The 20,068-nt window shown below is 41.5% G+C and carries 12 protein-coding genes and 4 pseudogenes; 7 read left to right on the plus strand and 9 right to left on the minus strand.

All coding sequences use genetic code 11. From position 1 onward, the window contains the following. The first annotated feature begins 88 nt into the window (after window positions 1–88). A complete protein-coding gene (locus KA717_36510) occupies window positions 89–661 on the plus strand; it encodes a helix-turn-helix domain-containing protein (GenBank protein UXE60889.1) in 573 nt (190 codons plus the stop codon). 50 nt (window positions 662–711) lie between these two features. Here the strand turns inward: KA717_36510 and KA717_36515 are convergent, their stop codons facing one another. Together KA717_36515 and KA717_36520 are read right to left on the minus strand one after the other, a co-directional pair. Continuing rightward, window positions 712–1,887, minus strand: a complete 1,176-nt coding sequence (locus KA717_36515) for an IS4 family transposase (GenBank protein UXE60890.1) — start codon at window positions 1,885–1,887, stop codon at window positions 712–714. Window positions 1,888–1,904: 17 nt separating this feature from the next. Beyond that, complete coding sequence (locus KA717_36520; protein ID UXE60891.1) at window positions 1,905–2,099, minus strand: transposase; 195 nt, start codon at window positions 2,097–2,099, stop codon at window positions 1,905–1,907. Between the two features lie 276 nt (window positions 2,100–2,375). On the opposite strand from KA717_36520, the pseudogene KA717_36525 reads away from it, so the two are divergent. After that, a pseudogene (locus tag KA717_36525) lies at window positions 2,376–3,712 on the plus strand (IS5 family transposase). 155 nt (window positions 3,713–3,867) lie between these two features. On the opposite strand, the gene KA717_36530 reads toward KA717_36525, so the two are convergent. The 6 genes and pseudogenes from KA717_36530 to KA717_36555 form a co-directional block, all read right to left on the minus strand. Continuing rightward, on the minus strand, window positions 3,868–4,791 hold the full coding sequence (locus KA717_36530) for a hypothetical protein (protein ID UXE60892.1): 924 nt from the start codon (window positions 4,789–4,791) through the stop codon (window positions 3,868–3,870). A gap of 242 nt (window positions 4,792–5,033) precedes the next feature. After that, window positions 5,034–6,371 (minus strand): annotated as a pseudogene (locus tag KA717_36535) (IS5 family transposase). 102 nt (window positions 6,372–6,473) lie between these two features. Next, on the minus strand, window positions 6,474–8,210 hold the full coding sequence (locus KA717_36540; GenBank protein ID UXE60893.1) for an NB-ARC domain-containing protein: 1,737 nt from the start codon (window positions 8,208–8,210) through the stop codon (window positions 6,474–6,476). A gap of 86 nt (window positions 8,211–8,296) precedes the next feature. Next, a complete protein-coding gene (locus KA717_36545; protein UXE60894.1) occupies window positions 8,297–8,998 on the minus strand; it encodes a serine protease in 702 nt (233 codons plus the stop codon). Window positions 8,999–9,113: 115 nt separating this feature from the next. Then, window positions 9,114–10,517, minus strand: a pseudogene (locus KA717_36550) (IS66 family transposase). A gap of 230 nt (window positions 10,518–10,747) precedes the next feature. Further along, window positions 10,748–11,050, minus strand: a complete 303-nt coding sequence (locus tag KA717_36555) for a hypothetical protein (GenBank protein UXE60895.1) — start codon at window positions 11,048–11,050, stop codon at window positions 10,748–10,750. Window positions 11,051–11,058: 8 nt separating this feature from the next. Here KA717_36555 and KA717_36560 point away from each other — a divergent pair, with 8 nt between their 5' ends. The 4 genes and pseudogenes from KA717_36560 to KA717_36575 all read left to right on the plus strand — a co-directional run bounded on the left by KA717_36560 (window position 11,059) and on the right by KA717_36575 (window position 16,846). After that, window positions 11,059–11,214 (plus strand): hypothetical protein, encoded by a 156-nt coding sequence (locus tag KA717_36560; GenBank protein ID UXE60896.1) that lies wholly within the window; start codon window positions 11,059–11,061, stop codon window positions 11,212–11,214. Between the two features lie 1,090 nt (window positions 11,215–12,304). After that, window positions 12,305–14,758 (plus strand): annotated as a pseudogene (locus tag KA717_36565) (choice-of-anchor L domain-containing protein). A 14-nt stretch (window positions 14,759–14,772) separates the two neighbouring features. Beyond that, window positions 14,773–15,447, plus strand: coding sequence for a response regulator transcription factor (locus tag KA717_36570; GenBank protein ID UXE60897.1), 675 nt, complete (start codon window positions 14,773–14,775; stop codon window positions 15,445–15,447). Further along, window positions 15,386–16,846, plus strand: coding sequence for a HAMP domain-containing histidine kinase (locus KA717_36575; GenBank protein ID UXE60898.1), 1,461 nt, complete (start codon window positions 15,386–15,388; stop codon window positions 16,844–16,846). The genes KA717_36570 and KA717_36575 overlap by 62 nt, the downstream gene beginning before the upstream one ends. On the opposite strand, the gene tgt is transcribed toward KA717_36575, so the two are convergent. Next, the gene (gene tgt / locus KA717_36580; protein UXE64893.1) at window positions 16,794–17,915 is read right to left on the minus strand and encodes a tRNA guanosine(34) transglycosylase Tgt; all 1,122 of its coding nucleotides are present in this window, start codon (window positions 17,913–17,915) and stop codon (window positions 16,794–16,796) included. The genes KA717_36575 and tgt overlap by 53 nt on opposite strands. Window positions 17,916–18,152: 237 nt before the next feature. Between tgt and KA717_36585 the strand changes: the two genes are divergently transcribed. After that, on the plus strand, window positions 18,153–19,862 hold the full coding sequence (locus KA717_36585; GenBank protein ID UXE60899.1) for a transglutaminase family protein: 1,710 nt from the start codon (window positions 18,153–18,155) through the stop codon (window positions 19,860–19,862). The last annotated feature ends 206 nt before the right edge of the window (window positions 19,863–20,068 follow it).

Consider the following 20,068-nt stretch of genomic DNA (forward strand, 5'->3'; position numbering starts at 1 on the left):
CTCTTTCTGTATGGCGTTAATTTGTTCCAATGCACTATGAATAGAGTAGTTTAAATTAATTACTCTATAGGTGGCGGCAACCTGCGGAATGTCGGCAGAAAGAATCAAAGATGCTGAACGTAGTGGAGCACCCGCCAAGTTTAAACGCGAACAAATCTTGAAGTTGTTCAAATTAGCCTGTGATGACCCAAAGAATTATGAGCGTCCGATAAGTCACTGGACAGGACGAGAATTAGCCGAGGAATTAGTAAAGCAAGGAATAGTGGAAAGTATATCTCCTCGACAGGTAGGAAGATTATGGGAAGAAGCAGATATTAAACCCCATCAGTCAGGATACTGGCTGAATCCCCCCCCTGACCCAAATTTTGGGGAAAAAGTGAATGATATCTGCCAAGCCTATGAGAGTGCAATTTTAGGAGAGGAAAAGGGAGAAAAGACTATTTCTCTAGATGAAATGACGGGAATTCAAGCATTAGAGCGGAAAGCACCAGACCTTCCGATGTCTCAGGGGAAGATTCAAGGTCGAGAATTTGAATATATTCGTCACGGCACTCAAACGTTAATAGCCAGTTTTGATGTGGCCAAGGGTCAAGTAATCTGCTCTACAGTCGGAAATACTCGCACAGAGGCAGACTATTTAGGGCTTGCTGAAAAAAGCTGAGACCTTTACGGAGAAAAATAGTAGGCGAATTAAGAACCTGACTTTTCCCGTTAAGTGCGGATTGCAAGCTGCCAGCCTTGGCAAAGGTCATGCAACTTCAACCAACCGCGCCAAAGGACTTGGATACCGAGAGGAGTTTTACGACGATGTTCAAGATAACCACCAAGAAAAGCAACAGACTCGACAGCCCAAGCAACAGTCAAAATAGGGGGAAGTTTTTGAGAGGCGGCTGCTTTTAACACCTGAAGTTGAAGAGGATTAAGAATTTCAATCGCGAGAGCATCGGGCTGGGTACGATGAAGATAAGTAACGTGTAAAAGTTCAACAGCAATGACACTTAAAAAACCCAAAAGAGTTTTCATTCCATCAGAGGCAAGTCGATAACGCTCACTCTGACAACCAGACTTAAGGACTTTATGAAATTCTTCAACCCGCCATCGGTAGGTGTACCAACGAAGAATAGTGACAGCCATCTCAATAGTCTCAACAACTTCTGTAGTCAGAAGCATCCAAGATAAAGGAGTTTCGCCTTCGGGACAATCGATTTCTGTCGCATAAACAGCATAGACATTCAACGGGTCACGATTATCAAAACGATAGGGAGTTCGTAGATTAACTGAGCAAAATCGGACGGCAAGCTTAACCTTCCGTGCTTTTCTTTTTCCTGTACTCGGAATCTCGATTTCTTGATGAAAACGAATCGGTTCTGATTCCAAATGTTGCCAAAGTCGTTCACTATTTTTGTCTAAACTACGATTATGAGACGCTCTGACCAGCACTCCTGTATGCTTGAGTTGACGCACTGAGTCAAAGACTTCTGAAACATCTCCTTCTCTGTCAAATACATGAATTACCCTCGTTGAACTTTCTACCTGTTTCTCACAGGTGTTTAGAGCCTCTACCCATTTGTAGGATTCTTTTTCCTCAAATGGTCTTTGACGAGCTGCTTTTCTTTGTTCTTTCTGTCTTTCTTTTTTCTGCTTCGCCGTTTCATCTGTTGGGGGCTTTTCTTTTACCTCCCTATTCCACAGTTTTTGCCATAATAAACCTAATACTTGTCCTTTTTCTGGCTCAATTGCTAAAGCACTATGCAGTATTAATCCATTCCCTCCTTTTCCAGTCGGCCCATACCCTTCCCTTTTTTCCTTGATATTGCGATAATCTAAGAAGGTCGTATCTCCGACTGATAGCATTATCTTATATTCTTCTACGGCGGCAGTTGTCATTTCACAGTGCGGCTCTATTATCTTGACAAAGTCTGTTTTCGGATTCCCAAAAATTCATAGGCCCTCTTTAACTCGTTTCCTCCCTTAAACACTTCTGATAAGGCTTTTCCAAACCCCTCACTTAACTTTTTCCCAATCGAGAAGGCACGATTGTTTAGCCTCTCGTCTCCCAATTCACAACTGGCAAAGTTTTTTGTCCACCATTCCAACATTTTTTGACCTGCCCTTTAAGATTTTCTCCATTTTACAGTCTCATACTCCCTTCATCCTTTGTTTTTGAAATTTGAACGATAAGCGGGATGATGGCTTCAGAATATTTTTTTCCTGTCAAGAGAATCATTACTCAAACCCTTGCCAGATAAAGCCTCTAGAAGTTTGCATTGCTGGATTTTGGACTTAACGGGAAAAGTCAGAATTAAGAACCGCTAGAATGCACGAAAATAGGGTAGAATGCCTCAAAACCATTGCATTAAGAAGAGAGAAAGCAGATGTACCGAAAGCAACAGTACTCAATTGAAACACCAGAAAACTTGAAAAATCTGTTCGGCGGGCAGTTAGACGAAGAAAATCGTTGGATAGAAATGTCAAAAATGATTCTTTGGGAAGAATATGAGGAAGAATATGCAAAAAACTTCACAGAAAAAAAAGGAGCCCCAGCCAAATCATTTAGAATGGCATTAGGAGCATTAATTATCAAAGAAATTTCAGGAAAAAGTGACAGAGAAACAGTAGAACAAATAAAAGAGAACCCTTATTTACAGTACTTTATAGGAATGGAAAGCTATAGTAGCAAAGAAGCATTTAATGCGTCAATGATGGTTCATTTTCGTAAAAAAATAGGAATGGAATTAATAAATAAAATTAATAAAGAAATAGAAAAAAAGCGACGGGTGTAGCGTCAGAAAAAAAAGAAAATGAAGGAAAGTTATTGTTAGATGCGACTTGTACACCAGCAGATATAAAATATCCAACGGATATAGGAATATTGAATGATGCCAGAGAAAAAACAGAAAAAATAATAGATAAGCTGTATGAAGAAATAAAAGAGAAAAGGAAAGAAAAGCCGAGGACTTATAGGGAAGTGGCAAGAAAAGAGTACTTAGCCATAGCAAAAAAACGTCGTGTGTCAAAAAAAGAAAGAAGAAAAGGAACAAAAAAACAACTAGGATATATAAAAAGAAACTTGTCTGATATAGAAAAAATGATAGAAGAGGGAGCAAAGTTAGAAAAACTAACGAAAAAAGAGCAAGAAGAGCTTGTAACGATAGGAAAAGTGTATGAGCAACAGTTAGAAATGTATGAAAAAAAGACAAATAAAGTAGAAAACAGAATTGTGAGTGTAAGCCAACCTCACGTGCGTCCAATAGTGCGTGGAAAAGCGGGAAAAGCAGTAGAGTTTGGAGCTAAAATATCGGCAAGTAATGTGAATGGCTTTGTCTTCTTAGACAAATTAAGTTGGGATAATTACAACGAATCGGGAGATTTACAAGCGCGAATAGAAGAATATAAAAGGGAAACAGGATGTTATCCGGAATCGGTTCATGTGGATAAAATCTATCGAACAAAAGCGAATCGAGCTTATTGTAAAGAAAGGGATATAAGAATGAGTGGTCCCCGATTGGGAAGACCGCCGAAAGAGGTGAGCAAAGAAAAAAAGAAAGAGGCACGCTCAGATGAAAGAGTGCGTAATGCCATTGAGGGTAAATTCGGACAGGGAAAGAGGAAATTTAGTCTTGGTCGAGTGATGGCCAAACTACCTGAGACCTCGGAAACGGTAATTGCGATGAACTTTTTGGTAATGAATCTTTCTACTCTACTTCAGAAGACAAAAAGTAAAAAGTTGTAGAGTCGTTTTTCTTGTGAAAAATGGTGTTAATTTTCCTCTCTTTTGTGAGGAGTGATTTGTGTTGACCTTTTTAGACAGAAAGGAACAATAGATTAAACAAAATCTGTATTTTGATTTGTTTCCATAAGGATAAGTTATCTATGCTTTTTCAGTCCATACTTCCCTAACCCACATTTCTTTCGTTTTTTGACTTTTTCAGCAAGCCCTAAATAGGAAGCTAACCCTATCAATGCCGAAGCACGGTAGGATTTATAATCAATCCCTCTGGCAATTTCTAAGGCTTCGGATAACAAACTTTCAGGTAAATGGGAAGCTAATCCTGTCAATGCCGAAGCACGTTCGTATTCATCCCCAATGGCTCTGGCAATTTCTAAGGCTTCGGATAACAAACTTTCAGGTAAATGGGAAGCTAATCCTGTCAATGCCGAAGCACGGTCGTATTCATCCCCAATGGCTCTGGCAATTTCTAAGGCTTCGGATAACAAACTTTCAGGTAAATGGGAAGCTAATCCTGTCAATGCCGAAGCACGGTGGGATTCATAATCAATCCCTCTGGCAACTGCCAAGGCTTCGGATAACAAACTTTCCGATAAATAGGGAGATAACCCTGTCAATACTTCTGCACGGTATTTTTCATCCTCAATTGTTTTGGCAACTTCTAAGGCTTCGGGTAACAAATTTTCTGGTAAATGGGGAGCCAACCCAGTCAATGCCTTTACACGGTATTTTTCATCCTCAATTGTTTTGGCAACTTCTAAGGCTTCGGGTAACAAATTTTCTGGTAAATGGGGAGCTAACCCTGTCAATGCCTTTTCACGGTAGAATTCATACACAATGGCTCTGGCAACTGCTAAGGCTTCGGGTAACAAACTTTCTGGTAAATAAGGAACTAACCCTCTCAATGCTTCTTCCCGGTAGTATTCATCTCCAATAGCTTTGGTAAGTTCTAAGGCAGTAGGTAACACTTCGGGTAAATGGGAGGCTAACCCTGTCAATGCCATCGCACGGGAGGATTCATTCTCAATAGCTCTGGCAATTTCTAAGGCTTCGATTAACAAACTTTCCGGTAAATAGGGCTTGCTGAAAAAGTCAAAAAACGAAAGAAATGTGGGTTAGGGAAGTATGGACTGAAAAAGCATAGATAACTTATCCTTATGGAAACAAATCAAAATACAGATTTTGTTTAATCTATTGTTCCTTTCTGTCTAAAAAGGTCAACACAAATCACTCCTCACAAAAGAGAGGAAAATTAACACCATTTTTCACAAGAAAAACGACTCTACAACTTTTTACTTTTTGTCTTCTGAAGTAGAGTAGAAAGATTCATTACCAAAAAGTTCATCGCAATTACCGTTTCCGAGGTCTCAGGTAGTTTGGCCATCACTCGACCAAGACTAAATTTCCTCTTTCCCTGTCCGAATTTACCCTCAATGGCATTACGCACTCTTTCATCTGAGCGTGCCTCTTTCTTTTTTTCTTTGCTCACCTCTTTCGGCGGTCTTCCCAATCGGGGACCACTCATTCTTATATCCCTTTCTTTACAATAAGCTCGATTCGCTTTTGTTCGATAGATTTTATCCACATGAACCGATTCCGGATAACATCCTGTTTCCCTTTTATATTCTTCTATTCGCGCTTGTAAATCTCCCGATTCGTTGTAATTATCCCAACTTAATTTGTCTAAGAAGACAAAGCCATTCACATTACTTGCCGATATTTTAGCTCCAAACTCTACTGCTTTTCCCGCTTTTCCACGCACTATTGGACGCACGTGAGGTTGGCTTACACTCACAATTCTGTTTTCTACTTTATTTGTCTTTTTTTCATACATTTCTAACTGTTGCTCATACACTTTTCCTATCGTTACAAGCTCTTCTTGCTCTTTTTTCGTTAGTTTTTCTAACTTTGCTCCCTCTTCTATCATTTTTTCTATATCAGACAAGTTTCTTTTTATATATCCTAGTTGTTTTTTTGTTCCTTTTCTTCTTTCTTTTTTTGACACACGACGTTTTTTTGCTATGGCTAAGTACTCTTTTCTTGCCACTTCCCTATAAGTCCTCGGCTTTTCTTTCCTTTTCTCTTTTATTTCTTCATACAGCTTATCTATTATTTTTTCTGTTTTTTCTCTGGCATCATTCAATATTCCTATATCCGTTGGATATTTTATATCTGCTGGTGTACAAGTCGCATCTAACAATAACTTTCCTTCATTTTCTTTTTTTTCTGACGCTACACCCGTCGCTTTTTTTTCTATTTCTTTATTAATTTTATTTATTAATTCCATTCCTATTTTTTTACGAAAATGAACCATCATTGACGCATTAAATGCTTCTTTGCTACTATAGCTTTCCATTCCTATAAAGTACTGTAAATAAGGGTTCTCTTTTATTTGTTCTACTGTTTCTCTGTCACTTTTTCCTGAAATTTCTTTGATAATTAATGCTCCTAATGCCATTCTAAATGATTTGGCTGGGGCTCCTTTTTTTTCTGTGAAGTTTTTTGCATATTCTTCCTCATATTCTTCCCAGGGAATCATTTTTGACATTTCTATCCAACGATTTTCTTCGTCTAACTGCCCGCCGAACAGATTTTTCAAGTTTTCTGGTGTTTCAATTGAGTACTGTTGCTTTCGGTACATCTGCTTTCTCTCTTCTTAATGCAATGGTTTTGAGGCATTCTACCCTATTTTCGTGCATTCTAGCGGTTCTTAATTCGCCTACTATTTTTCTCCGTAAAGGTTTCAGCTTTTTTCAGCAAGCCCTAAATAGGGAGCTAACCCTCTCAATGCCCTTGCACGGGAGAATTCATCCCCAATCGCTCTGGCTACTTCTAAGGCTTCGGGTAACAAACCTTCCGGTAAATAGGGAGCTAACTCTGTCAATGCCTCTGCACGGTATCCTTGATTCCCAATGGCTCTGGCAGTGTCTAAGGCTTCGAGTAACAAAGTAGGAGGAAGATAGGGACTAATTGCTGTTAATCCTTTGGCTTGCATTTGATCATCTTGATTTTGCCTTACATAAGCCAATCCCTGGGCAGGTGTCCAGATTTTATTATTAACCAGCGCAGCAATCAATTCTGGTGGAATATTCCCCGCCAAACTATTGAGAGAAGTGGTTATCAAAGCATAACGCACCTGTAAAGCGATCGCCTGACTGGGATTGTTCGCAAAATCAGCTTCCGCCAGTTGCCAAGCCGTAGAAACATCCTTAATAAAAGTCGCCGTTTTCCCTTCTTTCTCACATTTGCTATACCAACCATTGCCTCCTTCTGCCGTTTCTTCCCTCAGTAAGTGATGAATCTCTGTAATCTTTTCCGCCTTTTCCAAATGCCAAATCAATTGATTATAAATGTACCCATCATCCTCTAAACTGTGCCATAAACCATTTTTAGTCTGTTTTTGATACCGATTTAAAAGTTGCTGATGTGCTTCAGCAATCGATAAACCCAAACCCGATAATTGATAAGGGCAACTTGGCTCAAAGTCCCCCAGCATTGGGGGATTTAGGGGGCTTATTCTCTCAGAATGAGGAGACGCTTGTAAAAGATTCCGTGCTAAATCATGTAAAAGGTCATGGACACGATAATTCGTAATTTGTTCACTAGAAACCCCCGTTAATAATAAAGCCTTACCGTGTAAATATCTGAGAGTTTTCTTCGCTTCCGTGAGCCGACAATCCCATAAAGTCGTTGCCATTTTTTCCGTAATCGTCACATCATCAGGTAAAACTCCCAACCAAATAAATTGTTGCAACCTTTGGGGCGATAACCGTTTTAAACTGAGATTAAAAGAAGCAATTAAACTATAATGTTTGCGTTTTTCTTCATTTGTAGTATCTCCAGCTTCTAAGCGATCTAAAATTTCTAAATTAGCGATTTCTGCTCGTAAATCTTCTAATAATTCAGCCCAATGAATGTCGTCTTCAATTTGTGCCGCCGTCAACTCCAACGCTAACGGTAAATAACCAACAATTTTAGCCAAGTTTTTGGCTTGTTTCTGGTCTTCTAAAGTTAATTCATGCTTTAAATAACCCCTTAATAACGCTAAAGACTGTGTTTCCGTCATGATGTCCAAATCATAACGAATTGCCCCTTTTACGGGAGCTTCCCTGGTCGTTATCAACAATTTACAGCCAGCCCCCGCCACCCGAAACGGTTCCACATCCTCCGCATTCCACAGATCATCTACTACTAATAACGCTTTTTTATCTGCTAATAAAGTCCTTAATTGTAACGATGCCGCATCAATCCCCGTCGGCTTAAAATCATAATCTCCTAAAGCCTGTATCCAACTATGAAGAAAGGATAAAATATCGGGTTGTTGCCCTAAAGTAGCCCAGAAAATCCCATCAGGAAAATAAGCTTGAACCGCTTTATCCTGTGCCAACGCCGCCGCTAAAGTTGATTTACCAATTCCTCCTAACCCATAAATCGCACTAATCACTAAGGTTCCTGCTTCGGCTGTTTCTTCAGACAACAAAAGTTTTTTTACCTCAACACTAACCTCTGGACGCTCCACAAAATAACTTGGTTTAGGAGGAGCTTGATTCCGATAGGAAGATATTTTCAACGAAGCTGAGATAACGGGTTTAGGCTCAGGATCAATGTCATATTTTCTAATATCTCACACCACTCTTGATTATTATAAATCCTCGCCAAAGATTCAGCTTCTAAAGATGTCGGACGATCTCTAATCGGATGTCTTGATTGTACCCCAATAACTAACCCATTACAAACAATAGCCGCCCCTGATGTTCCCTCCCAAGGTGATTGATTTTCTGCTAATTTTTCTAATTGTTTATCTGTCGGTTGGATGTCTATATTATCTTTAATATTTAATAACAAACGATTATGCGGCGCACGATTAGCTATATCAATAATTCCTTCAATATGTAACCCTGTCGCGTATTTTATCTCATCTTCAGAATATCGTAAAAATTGAGGAAAACCCAAAAACTCAAACTTCACTTTTTCCGAACTATTAGCATCAGGTAACTGACCAAAATTGACAGGATCACAAGCTTCGATAGTTTCAGGTAATTCTACTAAGACAATATCGATATTATCTGGGGCTTTCCAAATTACCTTAGCGTCTATATCTTGCTTATCAGAATAGTTTAATAGCGCTCTAAATCTTACCTTACAGCGATTATCATCATCAAATAAATGCTTACAAGTCAACACCAAACGTCCCCCAATTCTATAGGCACTGCCATATTTAGGAGCAACAATTTCTACAGCATGATTAGGATGGAATTTTGGCATCATTTTAAATCACTCCTCTGGCCAATCTCCAATTCCCGTGATCGCATCTAAAACAACCTCTAACTGTAATTAGTCACAGCAATAAGTGGGGCTTAATTCTCATTAAGCCCCAAAAATACTAGAGAGGAAGAAAGTCATCAATGGAAGGAGGAGAAAGACCAGAGGAAGATAAAATAAGAGATAACTGTTCGACCGCACTTTTACCTTGAAGTCTCATGGTTTCAAGAAAACTAAACATCATGGCAACAAGTTGTCCGCCCCAATGACTTCTAGCACCGCCACTAACCTTACGATGAATAACAACAGGACGCAAGGCTCTCTCGGCATCATTGTTATCAGGTTTAACTTCAGGAAAAGTAAGAAAAGTAAACCAATCATGCCAATAACGTCGAAAGCGATTAGATAACAATTGGGAATCACTTGCCCATCCCGTGGGCGGCGGATTATCCAGAACCTCTTGAAGTTGAGCTTCTACTAGGGGTCGCTGTTGTTGTAAAGCTTCTAAGCTCAGTTTGCCTTGATGATAATCTCGATGGGATTGACGAGCTTGCTCTAGAATAGGAAAAACTCTCTGAGCAAAAAGTTTATTTTCAGAAAAGTGGGAAGTTTCCAAGGCCTTCAATTCCCGCCCAATATGAGCCAGACATTTCTGTTTATGCTGGGCATTTTGGCGATGGTAAGCCCCCCAACAGTCCGTACTGAGAAGCCCATGAAAATCTTTACCTAATAGGGAATGAACCTCATCGGAACTCCGGCTGGGAGCCAGAAACAAAACACAAACAGAGGAGGAAGTAGCCACCCACATCCAATAGTTAACCCCATTGACGCGATAGCTGGTTTCGTCCACACAACGGACTCCAGGCTCCTGTATGTAAGTCCACCACTGTTCATAACTAGGATACAAGCTTTCGCAAAACCATCGGTGCATTTTAGCTAAACTCCCTTGAGACAGAGGAATGCCAAAGACCGTTTCTACCAAGTATCGTTGTTTTAGCCAAGTCAAATTTCCCCCATATCCCAGCCATCCCACTAAGCTGGATAAGGTTGCACCGTAGCTAAAATCTTCACGACATCCCAAAGGAAGTGGGGCATAACCTTCCCAATCACATTTTGAGCATTGATACTTTTCCCTAACATATTCCCTTACCTCTACTGGTTTACTGACTAATTCAGCTATTTGATTTTTTTTGATGATAGTCTCCTTTTGCTTTTCCACTGACGCACCACATTTTGGGCATTTTTCCATCCTTAAATCTACTATTTCATCTACCCGACCAAACCCGTTTCTGGTTTTACCCACATGGTCGTACTTTGGACCTCTTTTTTTTCCTTTTTGACCGAAGGTTTTGGCGACTTTCTTTTTGTAACCGTCACTGCTTGGGGGCTGAGAGCTATTTTCACTCGTTCTTTGGTTAAGCTTTTTCAGCTTTTCTTTCAACTTTTCTATCTCTTTCTTTAACTCTACCAATTCTTTTCTCAGCTTTTCGTTCTCTTCTTTTTCTTTCTGATAATCTTCATACCAATCTTTTGCCACTTCTTTTTGCCATGGCATTTTCACTTCTTCTTGGTTTAAGTCTGGAACTGGGTCTAGTTTTTTCATAGTCTCCCTATTCTAACCTATCTCTTTAACCGCCTTTCCTTTCTTCATTATTCTTTACTTTTTTCATTTGCTTCTCATTCTCAATAATTTCCTTCTTTATTGCGGTGACTAATTACGAAAATAACTTTAATTATGACTTAGTTCCGCTTGCATTAATCAGGAATATCATCACTTCCCGTCCAGACTGGTTTCCCGTTTTTCCAAATCGGTTTAAAGGGAATTTTAATCTTATGGGTTATGGAATCCTTAGCCGCCATGCCACCACCCATTTCCACGACCCAAAATTTAACCCCGCCCTTGCCCTCTTTGGATTTTTCAATAACGACCTGCATTTCCAGTTCAATTTCTCCCATTTCAAAACGAATCTCCTTACCCTCAGAGAGCAAAATAGATTCACTAATTTCAATTCGCAATGCCTGCAGCGTTTCTTTGAGTCCAAGTTTTTGAATATCCATAGATTTATTTGCACAAACAGAAAAATCAATTTTTACGATTCTACAAGATTATTGGCTGTTTTGTAAAGACAAATTGTAAAATAGTGATACATCAGTTGATTGTTTTCAGCGATCGCAGTTTTCCATGCTGTTTTAAAGAGCGATCGCCCCTTACCCAAAGATAAAAAGCGATCGCTCTTTATTAAGATTCTAAGAAAAACGGAGAGAATGATTAGATTAAAGACTCTTTAAGCTTAGATAATTGCCCAATCTTTCTTTACAACTTCTTTACTTTCTTTTGATAGCTTAGGTGAGCAAGGGTGAATTGACTAACTTAAGACGGAGTAACAGACAATGAGTATTTCTACTGTAATGGATCTAGCAATTGTTTATGATCAACTAACAAGTTTTGCAAATTTAGAGAATTTTTGGCAGTCCTTTGATGCCATTTATGGGACTCAATATAATCAAGCGATCGCTGCAACGTTACAGACCCAATGGCAAACAGGAAACTTTAGTCAACTCCCCCCAATAGAAGTTATTAGTAATAGTGCTTTAGGGGATGCCAAGGGAGCCTACGCCAGTAGCACCAATACAATTTACTTATCCGATAGCTTTGTTAAAAACGCCTCTCAGAATAGTTTAAGTGCTGTTGTTCTAGAAGAAATTGGACATTTTGTGGATGCTCAAATCAATGCTACGGATACCCAGGGCGATGAAGGAGAATATTTTGCCGATGTTGTTCAAGGGATAAATTTAAGTGCAGCGAAATTAGAGCAACTCAAAACCGAAGACGATCATGCGGTGATCACGCTACAAGGGCAAAGTCTGTCCATAGAACAATCCAGTTTTAACTTGGGCCTCATCGACAAAGCAACAACCAATGACGGAGATTCCTTAACCGCTAGTAATCCAACCGATGTTTGGAGTTTTCAACTGGGTACGTTAGCAGGGGGCGGCAGTAATATTTCCTTAACTTCTCCCAATACCTATGGTGATTTAACTCTTACTCTCTACGATGAACTTAATAATTTGATCGTCCAGTCTGCTAATCCTGCCACTAATACCGAACTTCTTTCCCTAGTAGGACTCAACCCTGGCAACTATCATTTGGAAATTTCAGATGCTAGTACTATTGTTGAGGATGTGGATTATAACTTCAGTATTAATGTTACTAATGATCCTATTCCCCCTACTCTGCCTGAACTTTCTATAAATAATATCAATGTGGTTGAGGGGACTGCCAATGCTCTGCTGACAGTGACGTTATCGGCAGTAGCAAGTAGTAGTGTTAGCGTTAACTATGCCCTAACCCCAGGAACGGCAAGTCCGGGCAGTGACTATACCAATATTACTGGCACCCTTACCTTTGCCCCCGGAGAAATCAATAAAACCATTGCTGTTCCGATTCTCAATGACACTTTAACGGAAGGGAGTGAAACCTTTAGTGTCAATCTAAGCAATCCGACTAATGCCGCGATCGCCAATGGTATCGGAACTGTTACTATCATCGATGCCACAATTATCGTCAATAACACGATTGAATCCACTGTCAGCACGACCCTACCCGCTAACATAGATAATCTTGTTCTCGTCGGAACCAGCAATATTGATGGTACAGGAAACGCCAATAATAATAGTCTGACCGGCAATGGAGTTGATAATACCCTAAGCGGAGAAGCTGGCAATGATGTTCTTTATGGCTTAGGAGGCAATGATACTCTGCTAGGAGGGGATGGCAACGATACCCTAATCGGTGATGGAGATACGACAACGAATTCGGGTGGAAGTGTTTTAACGCCAGATGCCAATATTTTCACTCCCTTTGACACTTCTCTCACCGCCTTTGATCTCGGTAATCATATTTTAGGCACGAATAGCGGTATCACTATTACCAGTGCCACCTATACCGGAGCCTTGACCGCGACTTCTTTGTTTAGCTCAGTCAATTTTGGCACAACCAATACTAGCTCTTTCGTTTTAGGAGCAGGAATATTATTAAGTACTGGTGATGCTCAACCGCCCCTAAGCAATACGTCTTCTTCCTATAGTGTGGTTAACGATACGCTAGGGGATGCCAATATTGAACAAATTATTCAAAATGTTTTTCCAGGGGCCGGCATTACCTATGACGCAAGCATACTAGAACTTAGTTTTGTCACCCCAGCGAATACGAATTCGGTCAGTTTAGATGTAATGTTTGGTTCGGATGAGTATCCCGAATGGGCCGATACTTCCTATGTGGATATTGCCGGGATTATCGTTGACGGGGTTAATTATGGCCTATTTAATCAAAATGCGAATCAACCCTTGAGCATTCTCAGTCAAAATGTTATCGATGGTAATTTAACCGATAATACGACTGGAATTCTCTCCATTGAGTACGATGGTATTTCTTCCCCCTTACGAGTGGTGGCAGCTTTAAATTCGGGAACCACTCACACCATCAAAATTGCGATCGCGGATACGGGAGATCAGGTTTATGATTCAGGCCTATTTGTATCCAATCTTCAGATCGGCAACGGGGGGGGTAATGGTGTCTCTCTGATCAACAATGATGACCTCTACGGTGGCAATGGCAACGATGCCCTAGAAGGCGGAATTGGCGATGATTGGTTGGATGGCGGAACGGGGATTGATACCCTAACCGGAGGAACGGGAAATGATATCTATGTTGTTGATAATTCAGGGGATTTAGTCACAGAAACCTCCACTATTGTCGATGAAATTGATACGGTGCAATCCTCCATTACCTATACCCTAGGAAATAACCTTGAAAACTTGACGTTAACCGGAACAGCCGCCATTAATGGGACAGGCAACGGACTGAATAATCTTCTCACCGGCAACAGTGCTGCCAATACCCTCATCGGTGGGACAGGCAATGATATTTACATTGTCGATAATACTGGCGATATTGTCACAGAAACTTCTACCTTAGCCACTGAAATTGATACCGTACAATCTTCTGTCACCTATACCTTAAAAGCCAATATAGAAAACCTGATCTTAACAGGAACTACAGCAATTAATGGCACAGGAAACACCCTCAACAATGCAATTACCGGCAATGATGGCAAAAATACGTTGAATGGTGGGACAGGGGCCGATACGCTAATAGGTGGCCTAGGAAATGACATTTATGTCGTTGATAATCTCGGAGATTTAGTCACAGAAACCTCGGCTTTAATCACTGAAATTGATACCGTACAATCTTCTGTCACCTATACTTTAACGGCGAATGTAGAAATGCTCACCTTGACGGGAACCACCGCTATTAATGGGACGGGCAATGCCCTCAATAATACCTTGACTGGAAATAGTGGGGCCAATCTCTTGACCGGCGGTGGTGGCAACGATACTCTCACGGGCAATGCGGGCAGTGATGTTCTGGTCGGTGGTCTGGGCAATGACACTCTCAATTTAGGTCTTAATGATGGGGCTGTCGATATCGTTCGCTATACCTCTGGAGATGGCACTGATATTATTAATCAATTTGTTAAAGGAAGTGATAAACTCGCCTTTACGGGTATCGCGGCTATTGACGTTAAGGTATCAGGCACAGACACCCAATTGCGACTAGGGAATGGCATTGCTGGCGATACGGGATTTGGTTCGGGAACACTATTCGCTACCATTAAAGGCGTGACAGGTTTTACTACCGCCGAATTAGGCACGGGCGGCACTAGTTTGGATACAACCAACACAGCTAAATTCCTATTCAGTTAACCTCGTTTTTTGCTATGAGAATTCTGCTAGTTGAAGATGACCAACGAATCGCGATCGCCCTTGTAGAAACCCTACAGGATCGACAATATCAAGTGGATCTAGCCCAGGATGGTGAAGCCGCTTGGGAACTACTACAGTCCTTTAGCTATGAGCTAGTCTTACTAGATGTTATGCTGCCCAAACTCAACGGCATTCAACTTTGTCAACGGTTACGAAAAGCCGGAATGCAAACTCCTGTTTTAATGTTAACCGCGAGAGATAGCAGTAATGACAAGGTATTAGGTCTCGATGCTGGGGCTGACGATTATGTGGTTAAACCCTTCGACTTAGCAGAATTGACGGCACGAATTCGGGCTTTATTACGGCGGGGAAACGTTGTTTTACCGAGCGTGTTAGAATGGGGTGAACTTCATCTCAATCCCAGTAATTATGAAGTAACCTATGGGGATAAACTATTACATTTGACCCCCAAAGAATATCAATTATTGGAATTATTTCTCCGTAAACATCAGCTGGTTTTAAGTCGTAGCTTAATCCTGGATCATCTCTGGTCTTTTGAAGAACCACCAGGAGAAGAAGTCGTCAAAGTTCATCTACGGGCTTTACGGAAAAAACTAACCATAGCTGGTGCTGCTCCTGATTTTATTGAAACCGTTTATGGCTTGGGTTATCGCCTCAAACCGCTCTAATTCGTCTTTTGCTCTCAGTCCCCGATTTCAGATCCTACGCTGGCAATTATTGGGGGCTTATTTGGGCATTATGATGGTGATTAATCTCATTTCTAATATTTTAGTTTATCAGTTTTTTGCCCGTAGTCTCCATCAACAAGTTGATCAGAGGTTGCAAATTTTAGCTGACTCTGCGGCCCATAGTCTCGAAGAGATTCAAAGAGATAATATCAATATTAAAAAACAGGCCAAACGCCATCTTGATTATGACCATGACTTAGATTTATCCTGGCAAAATTTACAACAATCCGATCAGAGTATCGAATGGTTTGATGCTCAAAAGCAACTCTTAGGGCGATCGGGAAAAATCTCGATTGCCAGTCCTTTGTCCCTAGGCTTTAGTACTTTGTCCCAATCTTCTCCGATTCGAGTACTACTTGTTCCTGTTTATAACAAAAAACATCCCAATAAACCGTTGATTGCCGGTTATATTCGCGTTGCAGAATCAACGGAGGAAGTGGAAGTTATTCTCCATCAATTGTTTTGGGGCTTTGGCATAGGAGAGGTGATCTCCTTAATCTTGATTGGTGTTGGTGGTATGTTCTTAACTCGACAGTCCTTAAAACCATTAGAAAAAAGCTATCAACAACTTAAGCAGTTTACGGGGGATGCTTCCCATGAATTGCGGAGTCCTTTGACTGCGATTAAACTCTCAGTAGAAGTGCTACAAACTCACCCAGAACGGATTCACCCGCAGGATGTGGAGAAACTCAATAGTATTATTAGTGCCACCAATCAAATGGGGCGTTTAGTGGAAGATTTATTGCTATTAGCTCGTACCGATAACGAGTTAGATCTTATTCATCAAGATCAGGGAATCATTCCGTTGGAAGAATTACTGGAAGATGTCATTACGCTACTGGAACCTCAGGCAGAACAAAAGTCTATTTTAATTACGATCCATTGTTTAGCGAATGGCATGGTTCAGGGAGATACTTTTCAATTACAACGACTCTTTACTAATTTATTAGAGAATGCGATTAAATATACCCCGGCTCCAGGTCAAGTAGATATAACGCTACAGGCCACTGAAAAGTGGGCAACGATTACGATTCAAGATACGGGAATTGGGATTGATCCGCAGCAACTCCCCTTTATTTTTGATCGTTTTTGGCAAGCAGAACAAGCTCGATCGCCTATTCCCTCAACGACATCAACCCAAGCTCAGGGAACAGGTTTAGGATTAGCGATCGCCCAAAGTATTGTTAAAAGACATGGGGGAGAAATTACGGTGAAAAGTATGTTAGGAGAGGGAACTTGTTTTACGGTTCGGCTGCCGGTGGCCTCAACTTTTCTGAAAGCAGACTTCACTCTGAGCTTAACCAATGGCCAAATTCCGCCAAAAAACGATCGCCAATAATAGCTGCTCGAATGCGGGTTGTAAAACGGATTAGTTCCGTAATATTGTGCAGCGACAAAAGAATATAACCTAACATTTCCCGCGATCGCACTAAATGATTAAGATAGGCTCGACTAAAAGTTTGACAGGTATAACAGTTACAAGTTTCATCTAATGGCCGAAAATCTTCCCGAAAAGGGGCATTTTTTAAATTCCACCGTTCTCCTTGTACCAAAGCCGTTCCATGACGGCCAAAACGGGTCGGAATTACACAATCAAAGAGATCAATGCCAGCAGCGATCGCGATCGCCATTTCTCGATAGGTTCCCACACCCATTAAATAACGCGGCTTATGGGACGGTAATAACGGCGTTGTTGCCTGCACCACTTGATGAACTAACTCTGGAGCCTCGCCCACACTGACCCCCCCGATCGCATAGCCGGGTAAATCCAATTTAACCAGTTGTTCCACGGATTGAGCGCGTAGATCTAGATAGGTTCCCCCCTGCACAATGCCAAATAAGGCTTGATCTAGAGGTCTTTGATGAGCCAGGAGACAACGCTCCAGCCAGCGATAGGTGCGTTCCGTTGCCGCTTGTACCACTTCTCGACTAGCCTGACCCGGCGGACATTCATCAAACGCCATGATCACATCTGCACCCAGGGCATTTTGAATTTGAATAGACTTCTCTGGGGTAATTTCAATCAAGCGACCATCCCTCGGCGATCGAAAGATGACACTGTGATCAGAAATCGTTCGCAATTGACTCAAACTAAACACCTGAAATCCCCCCGAATCTGTCAACAGGGGGCCAGACCAGCCCATAAAACGATGTAGTCCCCCCGCTTGCTCCACAATGCTTTCCCCAGGTTGTAAATGGAGATGATAGGTATTTGCCAGCACCATCTGAGCATCAGTCTTGGCCAACTGCTCAGGCGTAATCCCTTTAACCGTAGCCGCCGTGCCAACGGGCATGAAACGGGGGGTTTCAACGGGGCCATGGGGAGTCTGGAAAATTCCCGCTCTGGCCTTGGTATGGGAACAATTTGCTTGACAATGATAGGAAAAATTCACGGTATAAATCAGCAGTTAATCAGCTAAACGACTCACAGGCAAAGGGATTCAAACTCTTATAATCAAGAATTGAGGAGAAGAAATTGGAAAAAAGTGTCACAGCCAATCCCTCCTGGTTCAAGAAATCCCATTATAAATTAGGCGATCGCTTTCCCAAATCAGTTCAGAATGAGCAATTCCGGCTTAAAAAAGTTTGCTATGGTGAAGGATTAGCACTTCTCAAGCCCGTTGCCCCATTTTTAACGCGATAACATGATTGCTGATTCTGCTGCGATTACATTTTCCTCCCCAACTCAGATCTCCAAAACCCTTCGCCCTGTTGCTGCTGTTTCCATCTATGGGATTGTCTTTGACTATGGTACTGACGGGACAGAGCCGCCTCGCCTTTTGGCAGTAGATAGTAAAAATGGTTATTTATTGGCCATTGATCCTCTCACCCAAAATACTCAAATTCTCAACGCTCAACATTGGCAGGAATTTGTGGGAGCAATGGGTTTGGCGATCGCCGATGATCAATTATGGTTTACCTCTGGCCAAAGTGTTTATTCCTGTTCTCTAAAAGAGGGAAACTTTTTACCCGAACGATTTGCCTGGTTAGACTATCCGGCCAGTGGGGTTGCGGTATATGAAAAAACGGTTTACATTACCTGCCAAAAAACCGGCGATATTCTGGTCTATAGCGGAGAAACAAGAGAACTGATTACCCGTTTCTACGCCCCTGGTATTGGCATGGAAAATATCACGGTCAAGGGTGAAGAATTGTGGATTTCCGATAGTTTAGAACAAACGGTATATTGTCTGGATCGGGCAACGGGCAAGATTTTATTTAGTATATTAACTCCCTTTGAATGTCCGACAGGATTGGCCTTCTATACCGATCCCAAAACGGGTCAAGAAACGCTCTATGTGGCCTATATTCAACAGGAACCTTATATTCGGGATAATCCCAACGCTGACCCGAACCATGAGTTGCTCTATCGGCCTCGTACCTTTATTCATCCCCTCTACTTTCACTACGATCCTGAACAGCATTTCACCCTGTCCAATGGCTTTTTAGTGGAAATGACCTATGCTGAGGAGTTAGCGGCCCTAGATCCCATTGAATTAAATCAGGTGGAATGGCGCATTGCCCTACCCGCAGAAACAGCCCGCCAAAAAATTCGTAGCATTGAACCGATCGGGATTCCTTTTTCAGAAATTATTGAAGAGAATGGACAGCGAATTGCCATCTTTCGCTTTGATCAATTGACAATGGATTCCCGTGCCATTTTTGGTTGGAAAGTGGTGATGGAAGTATGGAGTATTAAATATCGGATTTTGCCCAAGGATTGCGAAAATTTACCCGCTTTACCCCCAGGCTTCAGCGATCGCTATTTGGTAGATAATGACAACCTCAGTATGGACAGCGATATTATCATTCGGGCCGCTGCCGAGGCGATCGGACGAGAAACCAACTTACTCCGTAAAATGCACAGTATTCGCAACTATGTCTATGACCATCTTTCCTATGGCATCAAACCTCATATTGATACACCTGACTTAGCTTTGCGGCGTGGCGTAGGGTCTTGTGGCGAATACGTCGGCGTTCTATTAGCCCTAGCCCGTTTAAATGGCATTGCCTGTCGTACCGTTGGCCGCTATAAATGTCCAGCCTATCCCCTCACCCGTAATGTGCCGATGGAACCCGATTTTAACCATGTTTGGATGGAATTTTATCTGCCTGGCATTGGTTGGCTACCGATGGAGTCCAATCCCGACGATATGATCGAAGGTGCCCCCTATCCCACCCGCTTTTTCATGGGATTAGCTTGGTATCACGCCGAAATGTCTAAGGATGTTCCCTTTGAGGCTTTGATTAGTGAGGGGATTCCGGTCAATAAGCAACGAGTTTCCATCGGTCAATTGGCGATTAACCATGTCCAGTTCACCATTTTGGAGGAGTTAGTCCCCCAACCTCTCTAATACCAAATCCTGTTTTCAAATTTCTTTTTATTCCAGGTAGGGGCTTAGTTTCTAAGCCTTACACTCTATGGATTTGGGAACCAAACCCCTACAAAATATTAACGGTGTTTTACAAGCGGATTTGGGATAAAATTCTCAAGGAAAAAAGTGACAAGGATTAATTTCCCCATCACTTTCTGCTCAAAATGAAGCTAGATAGCCATCTT

This window comes from Woronichinia naegeliana WA131, from assembly GCA_025370055.1.
Taxonomy (GTDB): Bacteria; Cyanobacteriota; Cyanobacteriia; order Cyanobacteriales; family Microcystaceae; genus Woronichinia; species Woronichinia naegeliana.

Excerpts from the sequence above, each read along its gene's own strand:
- KA717_36510 (UXE60889.1), top strand. The coding sequence starts at position 89 with ATGTCGGCAGAAAGAATCAAAGATGCTGAACGTAGTGGAGCACCCGCC.
- KA717_36515 (UXE60890.1), bottom strand. The coding sequence starts at position 1,887 with ATGACAACTGCCGCCGTAGAAGAATATAAGATAATGCTATCAGTCGGA.
- KA717_36520 (UXE60891.1), bottom strand. The coding sequence starts at position 2,099 with ATGTTGGAATGGTGGACAAAAAACTTTGCCAGTTGTGAATTGGGAGAC.
- KA717_36545 (UXE60894.1), bottom strand. The coding sequence starts at position 8,998 with ATGATGCCAAAATTCCATCCTAATCATGCTGTAGAAATTGTTGCTCCT.
- KA717_36555 (UXE60895.1), bottom strand. The coding sequence starts at position 11,050 with ATGGATATTCAAAAACTTGGACTCAAAGAAACGCTGCAGGCATTGCGA.
- KA717_36570 (UXE60897.1), top strand. The coding sequence starts at position 14,773 with ATGAGAATTCTGCTAGTTGAAGATGACCAACGAATCGCGATCGCCCTT.
- KA717_36585 (UXE60899.1), top strand. The coding sequence starts at position 18,153 with ATGATTGCTGATTCTGCTGCGATTACATTTTCCTCCCCAACTCAGATC.